The sequence below is a fragment of the Labrys sp. (in: a-proteobacteria) genome, from assembly GCF_047605565.1.
Taxonomy (GTDB): Bacteria; Pseudomonadota; Alphaproteobacteria; order Rhizobiales; family Labraceae; genus Labrys; species Labrys neptuniae.
The window spans coordinates 1-20744 of record NZ_JASGFM010000008.1; the positions used below are offsets into that span (position 1 = coordinate 1).

The following is a 20744-nucleotide window of genomic DNA, read 5'->3' on the forward strand; positions in this document are numbered from 1 at the left end:
AGTTCAAGAAGCTGGCCGGCGGCGGCTACTTCAAGATCATCAACCGCGCCGTGCCTGCGGCCTTGCGTACCCTCGGCTATTCGGAAGCGGACATCGCCGAGATCGAGGCCTATGCCGTCGGCCATGCCTCGCTGCGCCAGGCACCGGCGATCAACCACACCTCGCTGGCCGCCAAGGGCTTCACCGAGGAGAAGCTTGCCGTGGTCGAGAAGGCCCTCGCTTCGGCCTTCGACATCAAGTTCGTCTTCAACAAGTGGACGCTGGGCGAGGACTTCATCACCGGCAAGCTCGGCGTGCCGGCCGAGAAGCTCAACGAGCCGTCCTTCGACCTCCTCGCCCATCTCGGCTTCGCCAAGGCGGATATCGAGAAGGCCAACATCCATGTCTGCGGCGCCATGACCCTCGAAGGCGCGCCGCATCTTAGGGACGAGCACCTGCCGGTGTTCGATTGCGCCAATCCCTGCGGTCGCCTCGGCAAACGCTTCCTCTCGGTCGAAAGCCACATCCGCATGATGGCGGCGGCGCAGCCCTTCATCTCGGGCGCGATCTCCAAGACCATCAACATGCCCAACGATGCCACGGTCGAGGACTGCAAGGCCTCCTACATGCTGTCCTGGCGCCTGGCGCTGAAGGCCAACGCCCTCTATCGCGACGGCTCCAAGCTCTCCCAGCCACTGAACTCGCAGCTTCTGGCCGACGAGGACGAGGCCGATGCGGTGGAGGAACATCTCGAGCGTCCGGTGCCCGCCCGCGCGGCCCAGGTCGCCGAGAAGATCGTCGAGCGCATCATCGAGCGGGTGGAAGTGGCGCGCGAACGCGAGAAGATGCCCGATCGTCGCAAGGGCTACACCCAGAAGGCGGTGGTGGGCGGCCACAAGATCTATCTGCGTACCGGTGAATATGACGATGGTCGCCTCGGCGAGATCTTCATCGACATGCACAAGGAAGGGGCCTCCTTCCGCGCGATGATGAACAATTTCGCCATCGCCATCTCGCTCGGCCTGCAATATGGCGTGCCGCTGGAGGAATATGTCGAGGCCTTCACCTTCACGCGCTTCGAGCCCTCGGGCTTCGTGCAGGGCAACGACTCGATCAAGAACGCCACCTCCATCCTGGACTATGTGTTCCGCGAGCTCGCCATTTCCTATGTCGGCCGCTACGACCTCGCCCATGTCGTGCCGGACGAGGATGGCCATGCCACGCTCGGCCGCGGCGACGGCGAGAGCAAGGCCCCGGCCCAACCGGTGACCGTGCCGGTTTCGCGCGGCCTGGTCCGCTCCAAGACCGAGCGCTTCGTGGTGATGCCCGGCGGTGCCACGGCGGCTTCGAACACGCTCGCCCCGGTCTCCAGCGATGCCCGCGGCGCCATCACGGCGTTGTCGAGCGCCGTCAACACCGGTCGCGGTGTCGTGGCGGGACCGGGAGCCCAGACCATCGGCGCCACGGCGCTGAAGGAAGAGCCCGCGCTCGACGCCCTCGCCTGGGAAGCACCGGCCGCCCCCGCGGTCAAGCCGGCCTCCGAGCGGCGCAAGGAAGCCAAGCTGCGCGGTTATGAAGGCGAAGCCTGCCCCGAATGCGCCAACTTCACGCTGGTCCGTAACGGCACCTGCCTGAAATGCGACACCTGCGGCGGCACCACCGGCTGCAGCTGAGGATGGATGGAGAGTGTGCCACGGTGCGATGGATGTCCTTGAACATCCATCGCCGCTGACGAAGATGGCGTAATTTCAAAGCCTTGAGCAATTCGGATAATGCACCCGCCAAACCTGTTTAGCGGGTGCTTTTTTGGAACAACGCCCGATTGTGGCCCTTACAACAACGGCCTGTCCTGCTCACCGCCAGCCGAGCGCAGGCGCGACCTCGGTCAAGATCGTCTCGATGACATGGGCATTGTAGGCGACGCCGAGCTGGTTGGGGACGGTGAGGAGCAGCGTATCGGCCTCGGCGATCGCCTCGTCCTGCTTGAGCTGCTCGATGAGCACCTCGGGCTCCGCGGCATAGCTGCGTCCGAAGATCGCGCGCGTCCGCTCGTCGATGAAGCCGATCTGGTCCTCTCCATCGCCTCCCCGGCCAAAATACATCCGGTCCTCGTCATTCATCAGCGCGAAGATGCTGCGGCTGACGGAGACCCGGGGCTCGCGCGCATGGCCGGCCTCCTTCCACGCCGCCCGATAGGCGCGAATCTGCTTGGCCTGCTGGATATGGAAGGCCTCGCCCGTCTCGTCGTTCTTCAGAGTCGAACTCTGCAGGTTCATCCCGAGCCTGGCGGCCCAGACCGCGGTTGCATCCGATGAGGCGCCCCACCAGATCCGCTCGCGCAAGCCTTCCGAATGCGGCTCGAGGCGCAGCAGGCCCGGCGGATTGGGAAACATCGGCCGTGGATTGGGCTGCGCGAATCCTTCTCCACGCAGCAGGTTCAGAAAGACCTCGGCATGCTGGCGGCCCATGTCGGCATCGCTCTTGCCCTCCGCGGGCTGGTAACCGAAATAGCGCCAGCCATCGACCACCTGCTCGGGCGAGCCGCGGCTGATGCCGAGTTGCAGGCGCCCTCCTGCGATGAGATCGGCGGAACCGGCATCCTCGACCATGTAGAACGGGTTCTCGTAGCGCATGTCGATCACGGCGGTGCCGATCTCGATGCGCTTGGTCCGGGCACCGACGGCCGCCAGCAAGGGGAAAGGCGAAGCGAGCTGGCGCGCGAAGTGATGGACGCGAAAATAGGCGCCATCCGCCCCCAATTCCTCCGCCGCGACGGCCAAGTCGATCGACTGCAGCAACGTATCGGCAGCAGATCGCGTTTGCGATTGACTTGATGGTGTCCAGTGCCCGAACGAAAGAAAACCGATCTTCTTCATGCGAAATGTCTGCCTGCTGAATGCCCAGATGCGTCCGGCAGCGGGAAAAAGGGGCCGGCGCGTTTCAGATATAGGGACTCCAGATCCATTTCAGCAGCCCCCTACCCGAACCGGATGACCAGTCGGAGACCCGTAACGGCAAATGGGCCTCATCAAGAAGACAGACCTCATCCGGCGATCTCGAACCGGCTTTGCGCGCTGACGCTTTTTGCGATTTGGCGGAATCGCCGAGAATCGCAAAGACGCGTCGAACCAAAGAGTGAGAGCAAACGGCGTTTCCGTCTGAACGCGTTTTGCTCTAACGCTCCCACCCCTGATTGAACGGGAAACGCTCCGCCCAGAGGGCCGTCAGCCGGGGATCTGCATCCACCCGGCGTATTGTCTCCGCCAGACCGGGTGCGGCCTCATAGAAGCGCCGCCGCCCGGGCGACCAGCGTGAGGCCGTTGCCACATAGAGGTCGAGAACCGATAGATCCTCGCCGAGGAGATACTTTCCCGGACGCAATTGTGCCCCCATCAATTCCCAGCAGCGGGCGATGCGGTCGAACAAACGAGCCTTGAGGCCGGTGTGGTGCTCGGCGTGGTCGAGGATGCGAGAAGGATTATCGGCGACCCAATAGAGGGCATAGATGGCCGAAGACACGAAGGTCATCCAACGCAGGAACGTCGGCCGCGCCGGCTCGGTCAATGCCGGCGCTAGCCGTGCGTCGGGATAGCGATCGGCCAACCAGATCAGGATCGCGGCGCTTTCGCTTATCACCTCCCCCGTCGGCAGTGCCAGGGCCGGCACCTGCAGCATGGGATTGATAGGGGCGAGTTTGTCTGCCTCCTCTTGCCCTTCCCAGGGAGAACATTCCTGCACGCGATAAGGCAATTCGAGTAGGTCGAGAGCCGCCTCGATCGGAACGGATCCTGAGCCGGCTGCTCCATAGACGACGAATGCCTCGGTCACCGCTGTTCTCCTCCCAGGACACGCCCAAGCGCCGGCCAACAAACTCACATGGCCCGAATCAAGACTCAGGGTTCATGGACTCCGGAGTGCCTTCATTGAGAGGATTTGCCAATATCTTGGGCTCCAACGGAAGATATTCTGGGTTGTAAGCTCAAAAAAGGGGCATTTCCGGGCCAGTTTCTGCCCTTCTGACCTCGAGCTCTTTACATCCCCGGCCATCGCCGCCATGCTCAAAGGGTTCGCAACCCACGAAAGGAGGTGATCCAGTGTCTAACCTTACGAAGATCCTGGAAATTTGCGCTGGCTCAGCCAAGGTGGTCTCCGCCACTTGACGTTCCAGCTACCGAAAATCTGGATCATCCCCGGATGAAAGGGTGAGCGCTTCGGTGCTCCCGTCATCCGCAAGAACCGGCCGGCGCGCGAAGCAATTCGCGCGCCGGTGCCGTTTTAGAGCCTCGTTGCTCCCCTCGCTGACAACCCCAGGGCAAGATCGATGCGGCCTTCTTTGAGAGCGCGGGCATGCTGCCGCCACCTCGAAGCATCTTGTTCGCCGAGACGACGAGCTCACGCCCTCCTCCGCCTCTCGAACGGCACTCTCTCGGACGCATGGTCGCAGAACGGTTCCACGGCAGGGCCGATCCTTTACAGAAGAAGGCGCCTTGGCTATCGCAGGTCTCGCGGCCCTGCCCCGCGCTCCCCAACGCAGCGTCGGCGACGCACCTTTCCGAGGACCTCCCATTGAGCCCAGCCGTCACGACCTACGCAGCCCTGGTGATCGCCGTGGTTCTCGAAATCATCGCCACCTCGCTCCTCAAGGCCTCGGAGCAGTTCACCCGGTTGTGGCCGACGGTGATGATGGGGCTGTGCTATATGGCCGCCTTCTATTTCCTCTCCTATACGCTGCGCACCATGCCGGTCGGCATCGCCTACGCGCTATGGAGCGGCATCGGCATCGTGCTGATCTCGCTGGTCGGCTTCGTCGCCTTCAACCAGTCGCTCGACTTGCCGGCCATCATCGGCATCGGCCTGATTCTCGCCGGTGTGGTGATCATCAACCTGATGTCGAAATCGATCAGCCACTAGGGCGTTTTGAGATTTGGCGGAATCACCAAGAATCGCAATGCGTTTCCGTCTAGACGACGCGCTCTGCTCCCGGCGAGCTCAAGCGCCCCACCGTGCAGGCCGCTTCTCCAGGAAGGCCTCGACGCCCTCGGCAGCATCCTCCTCCATCATGTTCCGCGCCATCACCTCGCCGGCAAAGCCGTAGGCCTCGCCAAGCGCCATCTGGCGCTGGCGGTAGAACATCTGCTTGCCATAGCGCACCGCTGTGGGGCTCTTGGCCAGGATATCCGCCGTCTTGGCCGCAATGGCGGCATCGAGGTCTGCTTCGGCCACCGCCTGGTTGATCAGGCCCCAATCTGCCGCCGTTTCAGCATCGATGAAGCGGCCGGTCACCAGCATGTCGAAGGCGCGCTTGGCCGAGACATTGCGCGAGAGGGCAACCGCCGGCGTCGAGCAGAACAGCCCGACATTGATGCCGGAAACAGCAAAGCGCGCCGCCTGCGAAGCGATGGCGAGATCGCAACTCGCCACCAGCTGGCATCCCGCCGCCGTGGCAATGCCATGCACGCGGGCGATCACCGGCACAGACAGCGCCTGGATTGCCTGCATCACCCGGCTGCATTGCGCGAACAGGGCCTGATAATAATCGAGCCGACGGTTGGCATGCATCTGGCGCAGATCATGCCCGGCACAGAAGGCCTTGCCGTTCGCCGCCAGGACGACGCAGCGTATGGTGCGCTCACCAGCGATCGCGTCGAGTGCCTGCTGCAGCGCCTCCAGCATACCCCCGGAGAGCGCATTGAACTGCTGCGGCCGATTGAGGGTGAGAGTCGTCACCCCACCTTTGTCCTCTCGCAGCAGGATCGGCTCCGAGGGACGCTCCAACGGCGCGTTCTGGATCGAGGCGGCGACAGTCATGGCAACACTCCGCAACAGGGCGGCCAGTCTACGCGCTCGGCCGCCACGCCCGCAATGTCAGACTGGTTTTCTCAGGCCGGCTTGCGGATACGCAGAACGGTGAACAGGCGCGCGGGCGCCACTTCACGGCGCTCGAGCAGCTGCGCCTCGGGGCGGCTGGCCAGCCAGTCGGTCATCACCGCATAGGGGAAATAAGGCCGCCAGCCGAGCCAGCCGCCCGCGCCGATCAGCGCCTTCTCCGCCCGTACGCGCCAGCCGTCCTCGGCCGAGAAATGGTTGAGAATGATCATCTCGCCGCCCGGCCGGGTTACCCGCCACATTTCCTCGAGCACTTGCTGGGGCGAAGGCGCCACGCTGAGAAGATAGGGCGCCAGCACCACGTCGAAGCGGCCTTCCTGGAATTCCAGGGCCTGCGCGTCCATCACCCTGAGGGCCTTGACCTGGTCGAGCCCCTTGCGCTTGACCCGTTCGCGGGCGATGTCGAGCATGGGGCGGGCGAGATCGATGCCGAGGATGCGCAGATTATCCGGCATCAGCGCAAGCTCGAGGCCCGTGCCGACACCCGTGACCAGCACCTCGCCATTGTTGCCGGCGGCCTGGGCGACGGCCCGCGCCGCCGCCAGGCGCCCGGGATGGAACGGCCAATCGAAGAAGAGGTCGTAGAAACGAGCCCAACGATAATAGGTGCGTGCGTAGGACGGCTCCGCAGCCGTATTGCTGTCTCTCCCAGCCCATTCCATCGGGAAAAGCCCTTTCACCTTGCCGACCACGGCACCACCCGGCCCAGCCGAAAGGTGTTCATGATCTTTGGCGCAAAACGTGCTTCGTTGAAAACGACGCCTTGCCGCCCCCTTGTTTCGACGTCTCACCGATTAAGCCAAATCGCAAGACGCTTTCGCGGGTGATGACCGGTTCCGTCCGGCGCCCGCCTCCCGAGCCGAATGCCGATTTCCGAGGCATCCGAATGGCGCCTCCTGCACGACGGCATGGCACCTAGTCTGTTTACGCCCCTTTCTTTTCAAAATATGCCGCGGAGAGTCAAGGATTCGAATGCTCGCCCTGCCGATCCAATGTCGCAGCCCGGCCGATTATTGGAAAACTCGCGGAGTCATCTGCAGTTCCCTGTCGAGACTGCCGCCGCCCGGCTCAGCGCAGGAGCTTCAGCGATCCGGTCAGTGAGCGGATCCATTTCGTGGGACCCGCAAGGCCGAGGCCATCGACCTCCTCCTCGGCGAGATCTCGCGCGGGCATGGAGATGCCATAGTCGGCGAAGACATGCAGACTGCGGGCAAAGGCGGGAAAGGGCACCACTGCCCGTTCATCGGCGGCGGGCAATGCCTTGAGCATGATCGCGCGGATGGTTTCACCATCCGCCTGCAGCACCGGCACGGGCCGATTGGCGCTGACGTCGATGCGCCGCGCCTGACGGTCGGCGAGCTGGGTCGCCCCCAGCACCGGCATCCGGGCTCCGAGACCAACACAGACAGCACCGACAGTATTGGCAACCAGGCCAATCGGCAGAGCGGGGTTGACGATGATGGCCAGGCGAATGTCGTCGCTCACGGAAGTCTCCTCGCTGATCTCGAAGAGGCAGGGATAGCGCAATTCCGCCGACCAATTTCACCTTTCTGTTCTATATTTTTGATAATTTTGGTAGCTCGTACCCCATTTTCTATATCACCAGGTAGATCATGCCTCATCCTGACCTTGAACCCGCCGATACCCGAATCCTGACAGCCTTGCAGGAGGACGGGCGTCTCACCAATCAGGACCTGGCCGACAAGGTCGGACTCTCGACCTCGCCCTGCTGGCGACGCGTACGAAAATTGGAAGAGGACGGCGTCATCCAGGGCTACAAGGCCGTGCTGGACCGCCGCAGGCTTGGGCTCGGCGTGCTCGCCTTTATTCGCGTCAAGATCGACAGCCACAGCGAGGCGGAAGCCGAGGCCTTCTCCAACGAGGTCCTGCGGCTTGAGGAGGTCATAGCCTGCTATTCGATCGCCGGCGACGCCGACTTCCTGCTGCAGGTCGTAGCGACGGATCTCGACGCCTATGCGCAATTCGCCATGGCCACCGTACGCCGCCTGCCCCGCATCAAGGAAATGCAGACGACCTTCGTGCTCAAGGAAATCAAGCCGCTCCGTTCCCTGCCGGTCGGGCTGGCGGCACCTTGAAGCCTGCTTGTCTCATCCGGTTTGCAAGCCTCCCGCCGATGCCGGGCACGGGCGGGAGGAACTGCTTTAGACGACTGCGCTGACTTGAATCTCGACCAGCAGTTCGGGCGCGGCCAGGCGCGCTTCCACCGTGGCGCGCACCGGCAAATTGTCCTTGTCGACCCATTGGTCCCAGACTTCGTTCATCTGGTCGAAATGGGCGATGTCCCGCAGCCAGATGCTGGCGCTGATCAATTTGGACTTGGAGGTGCCGGCCTCGGCCAGCAGCGCGTCGATCTGGGCAAGAATGTCGCTAGTCTGGCCGACCGTATCGGCGGTCTCATCGCGGCCGGTGATGCCGGCGGTGGTGATGATACCGTTGACGATGACGGCCTCGCAGAACCGCTTGCCGGGGTGCAGACGCCTGATCATGGAAGTCTCCTGTTGGGATGAGCGTTCAGAGAATGGTCTTGCCGAAAGCCGAGAGGATGAAATTGGCGCATTCGGCACCGATGGTGGGGGGCAGATCGCTATCGATGCCCGAGACGCTGAGCGAGCGCAGCCGAGCGCTGAGCGCCGCCATTTCCATGGCCGAATGGGTCTCGCGCACAGTGATGCCGCCGATGCCGCCACTCCAATCCGACATGTCGGTGGCGGTCGGCGAGTAGCACAGGTGAAAGCCTCGCGTGCCGGCACAGGCAATGGCGATCGCCTCGCGCATGGCATGGCGCAGACCAACCGCGTCTATCTCTGCCATCGTGAAGATGCGCATACGCGAGGCCTTCAGCGCCTCAACCTCCAGCGGATCGGCTTCGCGCAGGCCGAGAAGAACCACGTTTTCCGCCGTGATATGAGGCGGCAGACGGGCGAGCAGATGCCGCAGCACCGCGTTCTCCGCAGGCTTTGCCTCCCCCACGTCCGGCATCATCGCCGCGTCGGAATCGATCCAGATCAGCCCCAGCGCATCGTAGCGGCGTCCGGCCGTCTCGATTAAGGGCATGATGTCGGCTCGCCTTGCGCCGGTGGACAGCACGATAGATGCCTGCGCTCCACCTGCCTCGAAACCGAGCCGCTCGATGCGTGCGGCGACATTATGGGCAGAAAGCACCGCGCCGCCGACCTCATCCGTTTCGACCGCATAACTCCGGCTCTGCCCCTGCTCCATCACGTCCCGCATCGGAACCTTCTCCACATATTCCGACGTCATCACCGTCAGCAGCGCACCATAGTTCAGCCGGAAGCTGACATCCTCGCCCACCTTGAGCGGCGGATCGGCCTCGGTGAGGTCGAGCACCAGATGGTCGCTGGAGGCCCCCAGCACCCTCACGCCGGCCCTAGTCGGCATCAGGCCCTCGGCGATGACATCCTCGCGCCCGATATTGGCGATGCCCCTCAGGCGGTCGCCCTCGTCGATGAAGACGGGTACGTTGCCGAAGGCGTCGATGCCGGATTTGCCGATCGGCATGGATGGCTTCACTTTCACTTCCAGCAATTCGCCGGTGAGTTCGAAGGCATCGCGATCGAGCGCCTCCCAGGGCTGTTCCAGGAAAGTGTCGCGGCCGCCCTGCAGGATGGCCTCGCCGATCCTCAGATTGTTGACGCCCGCCGGCATGCCGCCCGCCAGCAGCAAAGGCAATGAGGAGGAGTTGCCGCCCGACACCCAGTCGAGATGCCGTCCGGTGACGCTTTCGACCTTGTAGGCATGGGCCACCAGCTGGTCGAGATTCTCTTTGGTCGGAATGATGGCGCCGAAACAGGTGAGATTGGTGCCGACGCCGGCAATGCGTATGCCCGGCAATTCCATCACCGCTTCCACCGTCGGGATCAGGTCGCTCGGCCAGATCCCTTCCCGGAGATCGCCGAGATCCACCATCAGGATGACGTCGTGCACCCGCCCCAGCCGCTCGGCCACGCGCGAAATCTCGCGCATCAGCTGGAGTTCCGATTGCAGGCTGATGTCGACCGTGCGCACCAATTCCTCGACCCGCGAGGATGGCGGACTGCGCAGCAGCATGATCGGGCAATCGATGCCGGCATCGCGCAGGCGGCGAATGTTCTCGAAGCGCGACTCTGCAATGCCGGCCACGCCGCCGCGCAGCATGGCACGCGCCACCTGTGGCATGCCGCAGGTGCCCTTGGTCACGCCGAACGGCGTGATGCCTGCTTTGGCGCAGGTTTCGACGATGGTGCGGGCATTGTGCTCGATCCTGGCGAGATCGATGGCAATCTGAGGATCCGGCATCGCTTCAGTTCCGGTAGAGCAGGCCTGTGGTGTCGATCTCCGGGCGGCGCCCGGCGACAAGGTCTGCGGTGAGTTTTCCCGAGCCGCAGGCCATCGTCCAGCCGACATGGCCGTGGCCGGTATCGAGATAGAGATTGGCGTAGCGCGCCCGGCCATGCACCGGCACCGAACCCGGCATCATCGGCCTGAGGCCAGCCCAGAGCACGGCCTTGCTCTCGTCGATCGCGCCGGGAAAAAGATCGTGCGCCGTCTTGAACATGGTGGTGAAGTCAGCCGGCTTGTGGCTTCGGTCATAGCCGGCGAATTCGGCGGTGGAGGCGATACGCAGCCGGTTGCCGAGGCGCGAATAGGCGATCAGCCGGTCCTCGTCGACCCCGCCCATGGTCGGTCCCTTGTCGTCGTCGACCGGGATGGTGGCGGTATAGCCCTTCACCGGATAGACGGGCACGTCGATGCCGATCTTGCGGGCAAGCAGCGAGCTTTCGGGCCCGAGCGACACCACCACGGCATCGCAGGCCACCGGCCCCTGGTCGGTCAGCACGGCCTTCACCCGGTCGCCCTCGACATCGAGGCCGGTCACCGTGGTGTTGAAGCGGAATTGCACGCCATGCCGCTCACGCGCAAGTTCGGCAAGGCCGCGGGTGAACAGGCAGGAATCGCCGGTCTGGTCCATCGGCGAATAGACGCCGCCGGCGATCTGGTGCTTGACGGCGGCGAGGCCCGGCTCCAGCGCGACCAGGCGCTCCCTGTCGACGATCTCGATCTTCAGACCGCGTTCGGCGATGTAGCCCATATGCTTGGCGCCGGCCTCAAGGCTCTGCTGCGAACGATAGAAGTAGAGAATGCCCTTGCGCTTGTCGTCATAGGCAAGGCCCGTTTCGTCCTGCAGCACGTTGATGCATTCGCGGGCGTAGAAAGCGAGCCTGAGCTTCACTTCCGTGTTCGCATTGGCGCGGGCCTGCGTGCATTGCAGCAGGAAGCGCCAGGTCCAGGCCAGGAAATTCGGATCGAGGTTGAAACGGACCTTGATGCCCATGTCGGGCTTGTAGAGCGACTTGATGAAGGTCACGAGCGCGGCCGGCGACGCCCAGGCGGTCGAGTCGCCCGGCGATACAAGACCGGCATTGCTCTGGCTGGTCCCGCAGGCGACATCGGCATGCCGCTCGATCAGCGTGACTTCGTGGCCGTCCTTTGCCAGATACCAGGCCGCAGCCGTACCGACGACACCGCCCCCCAGAACGACAACCCTCATTACGCCTCCCCTACGGAGTTTTCCTCCGTATTATCAACTTATTATCGCACCAGGTGGATCTTATTCCTTATCCTTGGCAGGAGACGCGGTCAGCTCACAGTCCCCTGCTTGAAGGTCGGCGCGAAACCACCGGAATCGCCGTCATTGAAGCGAATGACGCGCGCCTCCTCCTGGAACTCGGCACAGGACTGCCGCCAGATCACCCCGGGCCAAACCAGTTCGACCGAAGCGTCCTGCGGCCGATAGAGCGCCGTATAGAGCGTGCCGTAGCCTCTGCCATACGAGGTCTGGTAGACGGGCGGGCGCAGGAAGCCGGCCAGGACGTTCTCGGTGCTCTGGTGTATGGCCAGCGCCTTCTCCAGCGCCGCCTCCCGTTCCACCGATTTGGTGGTCTGGGCATGGCGCGCCCATTCCACGCCATGCTGGTGGTTGGTGCTGACGCGCTTGGCCACCACCTCGGCCGGACGGTCGGGATTGACATAGACGGTGGCGTGATGACCTTCGCGATCGATCAGCGCCACCGAATAGGACATGTGCACCGGGATGCGCCGCAGCATCTCGATCGCCTCTGCGGTATCAGAGGCGAATTCCAGCACATAGCGCAGCACGATCGGAATACCGAAGCCCGGTCCTGCCGCGGTCCGCCCACCGAAGGAGAGCGAGACGGCAAGACCATCCTCGTTGATGCCGTCGAGCACGCCCCACAGGCAATCGACCACCGCCACCACCCGCTTGCCGTTGAGGCGGGTGGCGAGCCACGAGCCCTCCAGCAGGCGCGGGCTGTAGTCGTAATTGCGGATGAGTGCCGGTTCGGGATCGGTGATGATCGCTTGGGAGCAACCGCCGACATAAACAGGCGGGCACCACATCGACAGGAAGCGGGCTTCCAGGTCGCCGTCGCCTGCCGCAGACACGATCGCCTCATAGGCCGGCAGAAGCTCAGGCATATGGGCACGCATCGCCTTCAGGCTTGCCAGATAGGTCGGGCGAGCCCTGATGCCGTCCCGCATGAACCAGCGGCTATAGGCGTGCCAATGACGATCGAACAGCTGGCGCCATTTGGCACCCGGCTGGTCCTCGTCCACGGCTTCGAACAGGAGATCCATGATCGCGCTTACAGGATCTTGAAGGAGCCGGCCGACGGGGTGTCGTCGCGCTGGACTTCCGTCAGGGGTTTGGTGGCATAAAGCCGCTTGATGCCCTTGATCCAGTTCAGTGCCCGCTCGTTCAGGTCGAACTCGTCGTTCATCACCCTACCACGCGTGATGAGGATGCCGAGATCGGCGCCCTCATAGCGGTAATCGCCGGGTCCGGTGATGCGCAGGAAGAAGGCCTCCTGCTCGTTCTCGATCGCCTGGCGGTGATAGTCGAAGCGGTCATAGGAGACGCTGCCGTCGGGCGCCATGCGATAGATGCCCGACGAAGGCGCATGGGTGACGATATCGACGATGTTGTCGGTCGCCTTGATCACCACCTGCGACCAACTATCGATGAATTCCTTCTGCGCCCAGCGATTGTTCAGTTCCTCGACATCGATCTTGTACTTGATGCCGGAGAACTCCATCAGGTGGAACATGAACAGCGGGGCGTCGGCATAGGCGAAGGCGGCGTGGTTGGTCATCGAAGAGGCGCCGCAGATGCGCGGATTGAGCTCGCCCAGATAGACCTCGTTGTCCTTGATGTCGATCAGGAAATCGAGGTCGAAATAGCCGCGATAGCCTTCCTTCACCAGCTGGTTGCCGAAGCGATAGGCCATGTCGCGCGCCTTGGCGCGGATGGTCTCGGAGAAGGCGCCCGGGAAGATCTCGTTGCCGCACCAGCCGCCCTTGTAAGGCGTCAGCTCAGGCTGGCCGACGACTTCGGTGAGCAGTGGGCCGACCAGCGTGCCGGACTTGGTGGCGCAGGCCTCCATGGTCGCGCCACGGCACTTGATCCGCTTCATGATCTTGACCTCGTCCTCGGCCGAGATCTCCTTGGCATGCTTGTTGTAGTCGTCCTCGCTGGCGATGAAGAAGGTGGTGTGGCCGCTATCGCCGAAAGCGGTCTGCACGACGAGATCGGTGCCAATACCGGCTTTCTTGGCGGCAGCCAGCAGTTCTTCATAGCTCTTGGCGCCGGCCAGCGTATTGGGCACGGACGGCACCTTGGCCTTGTTGCCAATGCGCACGGTCTCCATCTTATTGTCGCAGCGCTGGCGCAGCGACGCCTTGGGGAACCAAACCTCGATGCCGAGGTCGTTGCAGATCTCCTCGGTCGTCTCGTCGAACATCAGGAAGGTTGCAACCGCGCGCCCGCCGCGGCGCTTGATGTAGTCGATCACTTCCTTGTGCTGAAGAAGATAGTTGTTGATGTCCTCGATACTTTCGAATTCAGCGTGAGGGATCTCGCTGGGAACGAAGACATTGGGGTGGCGTCCGTCGAAACAGTCGATATAGCTGATGAATTTGAAGTTTCTGACCCATTCATCAATGCCGATCAGGTTGAAATTCGTCGCCGATATGAAATAGATCGGCTGCTCGTTGCGATGCATGACAACGCGCAGATCGGCGACATTCCGAATGGTCTTCATTGCGAACCCCTTATGCTTTCCTGATCTTATCTTGTGCTTCTTCTTATGCTTTTTCTTCGGCATACAGTCAGAACCTAGCAAACTTGCTCGCTATCGTGTCAAGCGCGTCGTGACGTGCTTCACCTCCAGATAGGACGACATTCCCCAGGGCCCGAGCTCGCGCCCGATGCCGCTGGCCTTGAAGCCGCCCCAGGAGGTCTGCACGAAGATCGCCTGCGGACTGTTGATCCAGACATGCCCGGACTCGATCGCATCGGCGACGCGGTTGGCCTTGTCGAGGTCTTCGCTGACCACGGTGGCGACCAGGCCGAAATCGCTGTCATTGGCGAGTGCAATGGCTTCACTTTCACTGTCGAAGCTGCGCATGCACAAGACGGGACCGAAGATCTCCTCCCGCCAAAGCGGACTGTCGACGGGAACGTCCCCGAAGATGGTCGGCTCGACGAACCAGCCCTGATCCAATCCTGCCGGCTTGCCGCCACCCGTGAGCAGCTTCAATCCATCCGCCTTGCCACGCTCGATATAGGACAGCACCTTGTCATGCTGGGCCTTCATGGTGATCGGGCCGATCTGCGTCCCCTCGTCAAGCGGATCGCCCGGCTTGAGGGCACGCGCGGCCGCCACCACCGCCTCGATCAGCCTGGGCGCGATCGAGCGCTCGACCAGCAGGCGCGAAGTCGCCGAGCACATCTGGCCGGCATTGAAGAAGATGCCGCCCAGCACGCACTCCACCGCCTGGTCGAAATCGGCATCGTCGAAGACCACGATCGGCGACTTGCCCCCAAGTTCCAGGCTGACCGATTTGGTGCCGGGCGCCCCGGCCGCCATCACCCGGGCACCCACGGCATTGGAGCCTGTGAAGGAAATCTTCGCCACGCCGGGATGCACCGTCATCGGTGCCCCAACCCGCTCGCCGGTGCCCGTGATGATGTTGAGCACGCCGGGCGGCAGGCCGATCTCGGCGGCGATGACGCCAAGCTCGAGCTCGACCACCGGCGTGATCTCGGACGGCTTCAGCACCACGGTGCAACCGGCTGCCAGCGCGGGCGCCACCTTCCAGGAGGTCGTTACCAGCGGGAAATTCCAAGGCACGATCAGGCTGGCGATCCCGGCCGGCTCGCGGCACAGGCGCGCGCCGAAGGCTGCATCCGGTACGGGGACAGTTCGGTTCTGGCTGGCCTCGAGATCGGCAGCCAGTTCGGCGTAATAGGCAAAGGACGCGGCCGCATCCGCCATGTCGATGCGCGCCTCGCCGAGCGGCTTGCCATTGTTGCGCGAGGAGATGCGGGCAAGCTCCTCCGCCCTTTCGGTCAGCCTGCCGGCAATGGCCTTGAGATAGCGTCCCCGTTCACGACCCCCAGCGGCACGCCAGGCCGGGAAAGCTGCCTTCGCTGCTTCGACCGCCTTGGCGACATCGGCCGGGCCGGCAGCCGCGACCTGGTGATAAGCGGCCCCCCGATAGGGATCGAAGACCGGGATCTGCCCGGGCTCGACCGGATCCTGCCAGCGACCGTCGATGAAGAGCTGGTGCTGCATGGCCGGCCTCACTGGGCCAAGGCAAGGGCGAGCGGCGAGCCGGCCCGGATCTCGATCACCGTCGGCACCTGGCGGCCCGAGGAGGCGGCCAGTTCGCGCGTCAGTTCCTCGATGGTTTCAGGCAAAGCCGCGGCGCAGCCGAGCGCGCGGGACAGCCCGACGAAATCGGGCGTGAAGATGTCGACGCCGATCTGCGGGATGTCCCTGTCGGCCATGAAGGCCTTGATCTCGCCATAGGAGGTATTGTTCCAGATGATCACCACCGTGGCGATCTTCGCCTCCACGGCGCTCGCCATTTCCTGCAGCGAGAATTGCAGGCCGCCATCGCCGATCAGGCAGACTGAGGGCCGGTCGGGCGCACCGAGCTTGGCACCGAACGCGGCAGGCAGGCCGTAGCCGAGCGTGCCATAGCCGGTGGAGGAGTTGAAATAGGAGCGCGGCTGCGGTGCCTGGTAGAACTGGTTGACGGCATAGACCGGCTCGGTCTGGTCGCCGGCGACCACGGCTTGCGGCAGGGTGCGCGTCACGATGTCCATCAGCTTGCCGTGGGTCCGGCAGGCCGGCCACAGCCCCTCCTCGACCTTGGCGCGCACCGCGCTGGCACGCGCCTTGCCCTCGCCGGCCGGCCGTGCCTCGCCGAGCGCCGCGAGCAAGGCCGCAGTTGCCAGCTTGGCATCGGCGGCGATGGGCAGGTCGCAACGCAGTCCGGCGGCGAGCTGCAGCGGATCGATGTCGATGCGGATCAGCGGCCCGCCGAATTTGAGCGGCTGGGGTTCGGGATACATTTCCGTCTCGCCGAACTCGGTGCCGATGGCCAGGATCGCATCGCTGGCTGCGAGTTCGGCCAGGAGCGGAGCCATGCCGAGATTGCCGTTGAGGGCTAGCGGGTGGCCGGGCTCGAGGATGCCACGACCATTGATGGTGGTGAAGACGGGCGCGTCGAGCTTGCCGGCGATCGCCGCGATTTCAGCCGCCGCATCGGCGGCCCCACCGCCCGCCACGATCAGCGGCCGCTTGGCGGCCTTGAGAATGCCGGCCGCCTTCTCGATGGCGGCGCCGCTGGCGGCAGCCTTGGCCGGCAGGGGCCAGGCCTCACTCGACAGATGATCGGCGGGTGCGACGATGACGTCGAGAGGGATCTCGATATGCACGGGGCGCGGGCGCTGCGAATTGAACACGGTAAAGGCGCGTGCCATCACCTCGGGAAGCTGGTCGGGATCGAGCAGCGTATGGCTGAAGGCGGCGACGCCGGCCACCAAGTTGCGCTGGGAAGGCAGTTCATGCAACCGCCCCTGCCCCATCGCGAGCTGGTCGCGGGCATTAACCGCCGAGATGACCAGCATCGGCACCGAATCGGCATAGGCCTGGCCCATGGCGGTGGCGATATTGGTCATGCCCGGACCGGTGACGATGAAACACACGCCTGGCTTGCCCGTCACCCGGGCATAGCCGTCGGCCATGAAGCCGGCGCCCTGCTCGTGGCGCGGCGTGACGTGGCGGATCTTCGTGGCCGGCAGGCCGCGATAGAGTTCCACCGTATGCACGCCGGGTATGCCGAAGATCAGGTCGACGCCATAGGACTCCAGCAGCCTGACAAGGTATTCGCCCGTGGTGAGGGACTGGCCTGACATGTGATGTACCGTTTGCAAAAGCATTTTCCAGAAAAGTCGGCAGACTTTACGATCGAGAAAATGCGTCAAGACAGGGAGCTAGGAAGAATTGCGAACTCGCAATTCGCCCCTAGGCGTTGCGCCTCTGTACGCCCGGAAGCACGCAGAGCATTTCGAACAGGAGATTGGCCGCGGTGATCGCGGTGTTGCCAGCCGGATCATAGGGTGGCGACACTTCGACGAGGTCGCAGCCGACCAGGTTGAGGCCCCAGCAGCCGCGGATGATCTCGAGCGCCTGGATGGTGGTGAGGCCGCCGATTTCCGGCGTTCCCGTGCCAGGAGCGATCGAGGGATCGAGGCTGTCGATGTCGTAGGTCAGGTAGACCGGGCCGTTCCCGACCTGGGCGCGGACTTCCTCCATCAGCGGCGTCAGCGACTTGTGCCAGCACTCCTCGGCCTGTACCACGCGGAAGCCCTGCTCGCGCGGCCAGTCGAAATCGTCGGCGGCATAGCCGGTGCCGCGCACGCCGATCTGCACGCAACGCTTGGTATCGAGCACGCCTGCCTCGACCGCCCGGCGGAAGGGCGTGCCATGGGCGATCGCCTCGCCGAACATATGTTCGTTGATGTCGGCATGGGCATCGACATGGATCAGGCCGACGGGGCCGTATTTCTCAGCCATGGCCCTAAGGATCGGATAGCTCAGCGTGTGGTCACCGCCCAAGGTGAGCGGCCGACAGCCATTCTTGATGATCCCCCGATAGGCATCGGTGATGATGTCGACGCATTTGGGCAGGTTGAAGGTATCGATGGCGACGTCGCCGATGTCGGCCACCTGCAGGCTGTCGAACGGGGCGGCCCGGGTCGCCATGTTGTAGGGGCGGATCATGCAGGATTCGGTACGGATCTGCCGCGGCCCGAAGCGCGTGCCCGGCCGGTTCGAGGTCCCGATATCCATGGGGATGCCGACGAAACAGGCGTCCAGCCCGTCCGTGGTCGGCTGGGTCGGCAGCCGCATCATGGTGGCGGGGCCGCCGAAGCGCGGCATCTCGTTTCCACCGAGCGGCTGGTTGAAGGATTTGGCTGTCATGACTTCCTCCGATGGAGCCGGCGCTCGCCACTCCCGCGACCGCCCGCATCCTGAACTTCGAGTAACTGGGAACAAGGCCCCCAGTTTCTGGTAGCCGGTAATCCCCTACTCGTCCACGCGCGGCAGGATGAGGCAGGGCACCGGGGAATTATGCGCGATCTTGCTGGAATTTGAGCCGAGGAACACCCGCATCACGGGCCCGAGGCTGCTCGACCCCACGACCAGCAATTCGGCATTCGCCCAAAGCAGCGAATCGAAGGCGGCCTTCCAGTTCTTGCCGTCGCCGATCTCCCCCGAAATCGCGACGGGACCGTCCCAATGTTCGAGAACGGCAGCCTGTGCGGCGCTCGCCTGTTCGCGCAGGGTGTTGGAGACGATGTTCTCGGCATCATAGCCTGCCCCGGTCGGATACATCTGCTTGTCACGCACCACCAACGTCACCAGGCGCAGGGGAACGCCGAGCAATTGGGCCAGGTCGGCACTGCGCCGCGCCAGCCCCGGCGAGGTGGTGCTGCCGGCAAAGGCGCAGCTCAGCCGCCGCACCTGTGTTCTCGCATCGGCCGAATAGCCCCTCGGCGCCACGGCAACCGGCAGATGGGCCGAGCGCAGCACATCGGTTGTCACATGTCCTTCCCCGAAACGCCCCAACGGGGCGGCACGGGTCGACCCCAGCACCAGGCAATCGGCATCGATGTCGGAAGCGACCTGCAACAGGCCTTCACGCGCCGACGGGGCAGAGACGATGACGAATTCGGCCTGCACGTCGGGAGGCAGGCTCGCTCTGGCTTTCTCCTGCGCCTTGGTAGCATGCTGGTGCAGGAAACTGCCGTATTCGCCATCCACGCGGGCCGGCGACGGCGGACCCCAGGTGTCGGGCGTGACGGTACATACGACCAGGGAGGCGCCGCAGGAACGCGACAGCACCGCACCGAGGGCGAGCGCCTCGCGCCCGCCCTGATCGGCGGAAAGGCCAACCAGATATTTCATTGGGCTGCCTCGCCGACTGCGTTGTCAGAAGCCTCCAGCCGCGAATGGCGGGCCGAATAGGTGAAGTATAGCAGCGCGGCGATGGCGATCCAGACGCCGGTAATGGCGAAGACGATGCCGCTCAGCCTCAGGATGAGATAGATGCAGGCGATGATCGAGAGGATCGGCAGGACCGGACCGAACGGAACCCGGTAGCCGCGCTGCATGTCGGGCTGGGTATAGCGCAGGATGAGCACGCCGGCCGAGACCACGGTGAAGGCGACCAGCGTGCCCATGCTGGTGAGATCCCATAGCAGGCCGGCCGGGACGAAGGCCGCGATCAGCGCAACGAAGACCGAGACGATGATGGTGCAGGCGACCGGGGTCATGGTGCGTGGGTTCACGTCATGAAAGATGGCCGGCAGCATACCGTCGCGAGACACCGCGAACAGGATGCGCGACTGGCCATAGAGCACGATCAGCGTGACCGAGAAGATCGAGATCACCGCGCCGGCCGCCAGGAGATTGGCGGGCCAGGCTGCACCGGTGATGTTCTGGAGGATGGTGGCAAGGCCCGCCTCCTGCCCGCCGAACTGGCTGGCAGGCTGCACGCCGAGGGCAGCAACGGCCACCAGCACATAGAAGCTGGTGACGATCACCAGGGCCGAAATGATGGCGAGCGGCAGGTTGCGCTTGGGATTGACCACTTCCTCGCCCGCCGTCGACACCGCGTCGAGGCCCACGAAGGTGAAGAAGATCGAGGCCGCAGCCGCCTGCACGCCGTTGAAGCCCTTCTCCCCGAAGAAGGGCGTGAAATTGGCGGCGTTGAAGGCACTGCCGGCAATCACGATGAACAGCGTCAGCACCGCCAGCTTGATCAGCACCATGATGGCGTTGGTGCGCGCCGATTCCTTGGAACCGCGCAGCAGCAGTAGGCAGCACAGAGCCACCAGGATCACTGCCGGCAGGTTGATCAGGCCTGAACCATCACCGAAGAAGGCCATGGCGAAGGGGTTGTCGCTATCGGGAAGGGTGATCGGTCCCTTGGTCATCCAACCCGGCAGCACGATGCCCGTCAGGTTGCTCAGGAGCTTTTCGACATATTCGGCCCAGCCGACCGCCACCGCTGCGGCGGAGATGCCATACTCCAGTACCAGGCAAGCCGCCACGAAGAAGGCAACGCCCTCGCCCAGCGTGGCGTAGGCGTAGGAATAGGAGGAGCCGGAGACCGGGATCATCGAGCTCATCTCGGCGTAGCACAGCGCCGACAGCCCCGCCGTGACGGCTGCGATGACGAAGGAGATCACCACCGCCGGGCCGGCCACGGGCACCTGCTCGCTCAGCACGAAGAAAATGCCGGTACCGATCGTGGCACCCACGCCGAACATGGTGAGTTGGAACAAAGTAATGGAACGGCCGAGATGACCGTGGCCATCGCCGCTGTCGGCGGTATCGGCGACCAATCGACTGACTGGCTTCTTGCGGGTGAGCCGCTCGATGAGGGATGACGCCATGCTTTCACTTCCCCTGGATTGCCCT

Annotated in this window: 17 protein-coding genes and 1 pseudogene; 3 read left to right on the forward strand and 15 right to left on the reverse strand. The window is 63.8% G+C overall.

Translation table 11 applies throughout. The features are described from left to right. Positions 1-1652: pseudogene (locus tag QM672_RS09955) on the forward strand (vitamin B12-dependent ribonucleotide reductase); the annotation flags it as partial. A gap of 180 nt (positions 1653-1832) precedes the next feature. On the opposite strand, the gene QM672_RS09960 reads toward QM672_RS09955, so the two are convergent. Both QM672_RS09960 and QM672_RS09965 read right to left on the reverse strand, forming a co-directional pair. Further along, entirely contained in the window at positions 1833-2855 is a 1023-nt protein-coding gene (locus QM672_RS09960) for an LLM class flavin-dependent oxidoreductase (protein WP_415082287.1), read from the reverse strand. Positions 2856-3153: 298 nt separating this feature from the next. Next, positions 3154-3807: a glutathione S-transferase family protein gene (locus tag QM672_RS09965; protein ID WP_311935101.1), complete on the reverse strand. Its 654-nt coding sequence runs from the start codon at positions 3805-3807 to the stop codon at positions 3154-3156. A gap of 738 nt (positions 3808-4545) precedes the next feature. On the opposite strand from QM672_RS09965, the gene QM672_RS09970 reads away from it, so the two are divergent. Further along, a complete protein-coding gene (locus QM672_RS09970; protein WP_311935103.1) occupies positions 4546-4890 on the forward strand; it encodes a DMT family transporter in 345 nt (114 codons plus the stop codon). 78 nt (positions 4891-4968) lie between these two features. On the opposite strand, the gene QM672_RS09975 is transcribed toward QM672_RS09970, so the two are convergent. From QM672_RS09975 to QM672_RS09985, 3 genes are all read right to left on the reverse strand, one after another. After that, positions 4969-5787, reverse strand: a complete 819-nt coding sequence (locus QM672_RS09975; protein ID WP_415082290.1) for an enoyl-CoA hydratase — start codon at positions 5785-5787, stop codon at positions 4969-4971. A gap of 71 nt (positions 5788-5858) precedes the next feature. Continuing rightward, entirely contained in the window at positions 5859-6545 is a 687-nt protein-coding gene (locus QM672_RS09980; protein WP_415082291.1) for a class I SAM-dependent methyltransferase, read from the reverse strand. Positions 6546-6933: 388 nt separating this feature from the next. Next, positions 6934-7350 (reverse strand): DUF2000 domain-containing protein, encoded by a 417-nt coding sequence (locus QM672_RS09985; RefSeq protein ID WP_311935109.1) that lies wholly within the window; start codon positions 7348-7350, stop codon positions 6934-6936. 128 nt (positions 7351-7478) lie between these two features. Between QM672_RS09985 and QM672_RS09990 the strand changes: the two genes are divergently transcribed. Further along, positions 7479-7961 carry an Lrp/AsnC family transcriptional regulator gene (locus QM672_RS09990; protein WP_415082293.1) on the forward strand — a complete coding sequence of 161 codons (483 nt, stop codon included), beginning with the start codon at positions 7479-7481 and terminating at the stop codon, positions 7959-7961. 66 nt (positions 7962-8027) lie between these two features. On the opposite strand, the gene QM672_RS09995 is transcribed toward QM672_RS09990, so the two are convergent. From QM672_RS09995 to QM672_RS10040, 10 genes are all read right to left on the reverse strand, one after another. Continuing rightward, the gene (locus QM672_RS09995; protein ID WP_311935112.1) at positions 8028-8372 is read right to left on the reverse strand and encodes a RidA family protein; all 345 of its coding nucleotides are present in this window, start codon (positions 8370-8372) and stop codon (positions 8028-8030) included. Between the two features lie 25 nt (positions 8373-8397). Further along, positions 8398-10182, reverse strand: a complete 1785-nt coding sequence (locus tag QM672_RS10000; RefSeq protein ID WP_415082296.1) for an alanine racemase — start codon at positions 10180-10182, stop codon at positions 8398-8400. A gap of 4 nt (positions 10183-10186) precedes the next feature. Continuing rightward, positions 10187-11434, reverse strand: a complete 1248-nt coding sequence (locus tag QM672_RS10005) for a D-amino acid dehydrogenase (protein WP_367623073.1) — start codon at positions 11432-11434, stop codon at positions 10187-10189. A gap of 89 nt (positions 11435-11523) precedes the next feature. Continuing rightward, the gene (locus QM672_RS10010) at positions 11524-12540 is read right to left on the reverse strand and encodes a C45 family peptidase (RefSeq protein WP_311935120.1); all 1017 of its coding nucleotides are present in this window, start codon (positions 12538-12540) and stop codon (positions 11524-11526) included. Between the two features lie 8 nt (positions 12541-12548). Beyond that, positions 12549-14003: a biotin carboxylase gene (locus QM672_RS10015; RefSeq protein WP_415082298.1), complete on the reverse strand. Its 1455-nt coding sequence runs from the start codon at positions 14001-14003 to the stop codon at positions 12549-12551. 90 nt (positions 14004-14093) lie between these two features. Beyond that, on the reverse strand, positions 14094-15539 hold the full coding sequence (locus QM672_RS10020; RefSeq protein ID WP_415082299.1) for an aldehyde dehydrogenase family protein: 1446 nt from the start codon (positions 15537-15539) through the stop codon (positions 14094-14096). A gap of 8 nt (positions 15540-15547) precedes the next feature. After that, positions 15548-17170: a 5-guanidino-2-oxopentanoate decarboxylase gene (locus tag QM672_RS10025; protein WP_415082300.1), complete on the reverse strand. Its 1623-nt coding sequence runs from the start codon at positions 17168-17170 to the stop codon at positions 15548-15550. Positions 17171-17279: 109 nt separating this feature from the next. Continuing rightward, on the reverse strand, positions 17280-18239 hold the full coding sequence (gene speB, locus QM672_RS10030; RefSeq protein WP_415082302.1) for an agmatinase: 960 nt from the start codon (positions 18237-18239) through the stop codon (positions 17280-17282). A 105-nt stretch (positions 18240-18344) separates the two neighbouring features. Further along, complete coding sequence (locus QM672_RS10035) at positions 18345-19226, reverse strand: universal stress protein (RefSeq protein ID WP_394308323.1); 882 nt, start codon at positions 19224-19226, stop codon at positions 18345-18347. Further along, on the reverse strand, positions 19223-20719 hold the full coding sequence (locus QM672_RS10040) for an APC family permease (protein WP_415082304.1): 1497 nt from the start codon (positions 20717-20719) through the stop codon (positions 19223-19225). Before QM672_RS10040 ends, QM672_RS10035 begins: the two co-directional genes overlap by 4 nt. Between the last annotated feature and the right edge of the window lie 25 nt (positions 20720-20744).

Coding starts and splice junctions, on each gene's coding strand:
- QM672_RS10040 (WP_415082304.1), bottom strand. CDS start 20,719: ATGGCGTCATCCCTCATCGAGCGGCTCACCCGCAAGAAGCCAGTCAGT.
- speB (WP_415082302.1), bottom strand. CDS start 18,239: ATGACAGCCAAATCCTTCAACCAGCCGCTCGGTGGAAACGAGATGCCG.
- QM672_RS10025 (WP_415082300.1), bottom strand. CDS start 17,170: ATGTCAGGCCAGTCCCTCACCACGGGCGAATACCTTGTCAGGCTGCTG.
- QM672_RS10010 (WP_311935120.1), bottom strand. CDS start 12,540: ATGGATCTCCTGTTCGAAGCCGTGGACGAGGACCAGCCGGGTGCCAAA.
- QM672_RS09995 (WP_311935112.1), bottom strand. CDS start 8,372: ATGATCAGGCGTCTGCACCCCGGCAAGCGGTTCTGCGAGGCCGTCATC.
- QM672_RS09975 (WP_415082290.1), bottom strand. CDS start 5,787: ATGACTGTCGCCGCCTCGATCCAGAACGCGCCGTTGGAGCGTCCCTCG.
- QM672_RS10015 (WP_415082298.1), bottom strand. CDS start 14,003: ATGAAGACCATTCGGAATGTCGCCGATCTGCGCGTTGTCATGCATCGC.
- QM672_RS09960 (WP_415082287.1), bottom strand. CDS start 2,855: ATGAAGAAGATCGGTTTTCTTTCGTTCGGGCACTGGACACCATCAAGT.
- QM672_RS10005 (WP_367623073.1), bottom strand. CDS start 11,434: ATGAGGGTTGTCGTTCTGGGGGGCGGTGTCGTCGGTACGGCTGCGGCC.
- QM672_RS10020 (WP_415082299.1), bottom strand. CDS start 15,539: ATGCAGCACCAGCTCTTCATCGACGGTCGCTGGCAGGATCCGGTCGAG.
- QM672_RS10035 (WP_394308323.1), bottom strand. CDS start 19,226: ATGAAATATCTGGTTGGCCTTTCCGCCGATCAGGGCGGGCGCGAGGCG.
- QM672_RS09990 (WP_415082293.1), top strand. CDS start 7,479: ATGCCTCATCCTGACCTTGAACCCGCCGATACCCGAATCCTGACAGCC.
- QM672_RS10000 (WP_415082296.1), bottom strand. CDS start 10,182: ATGCCGGATCCTCAGATTGCCATCGATCTCGCCAGGATCGAGCACAAT.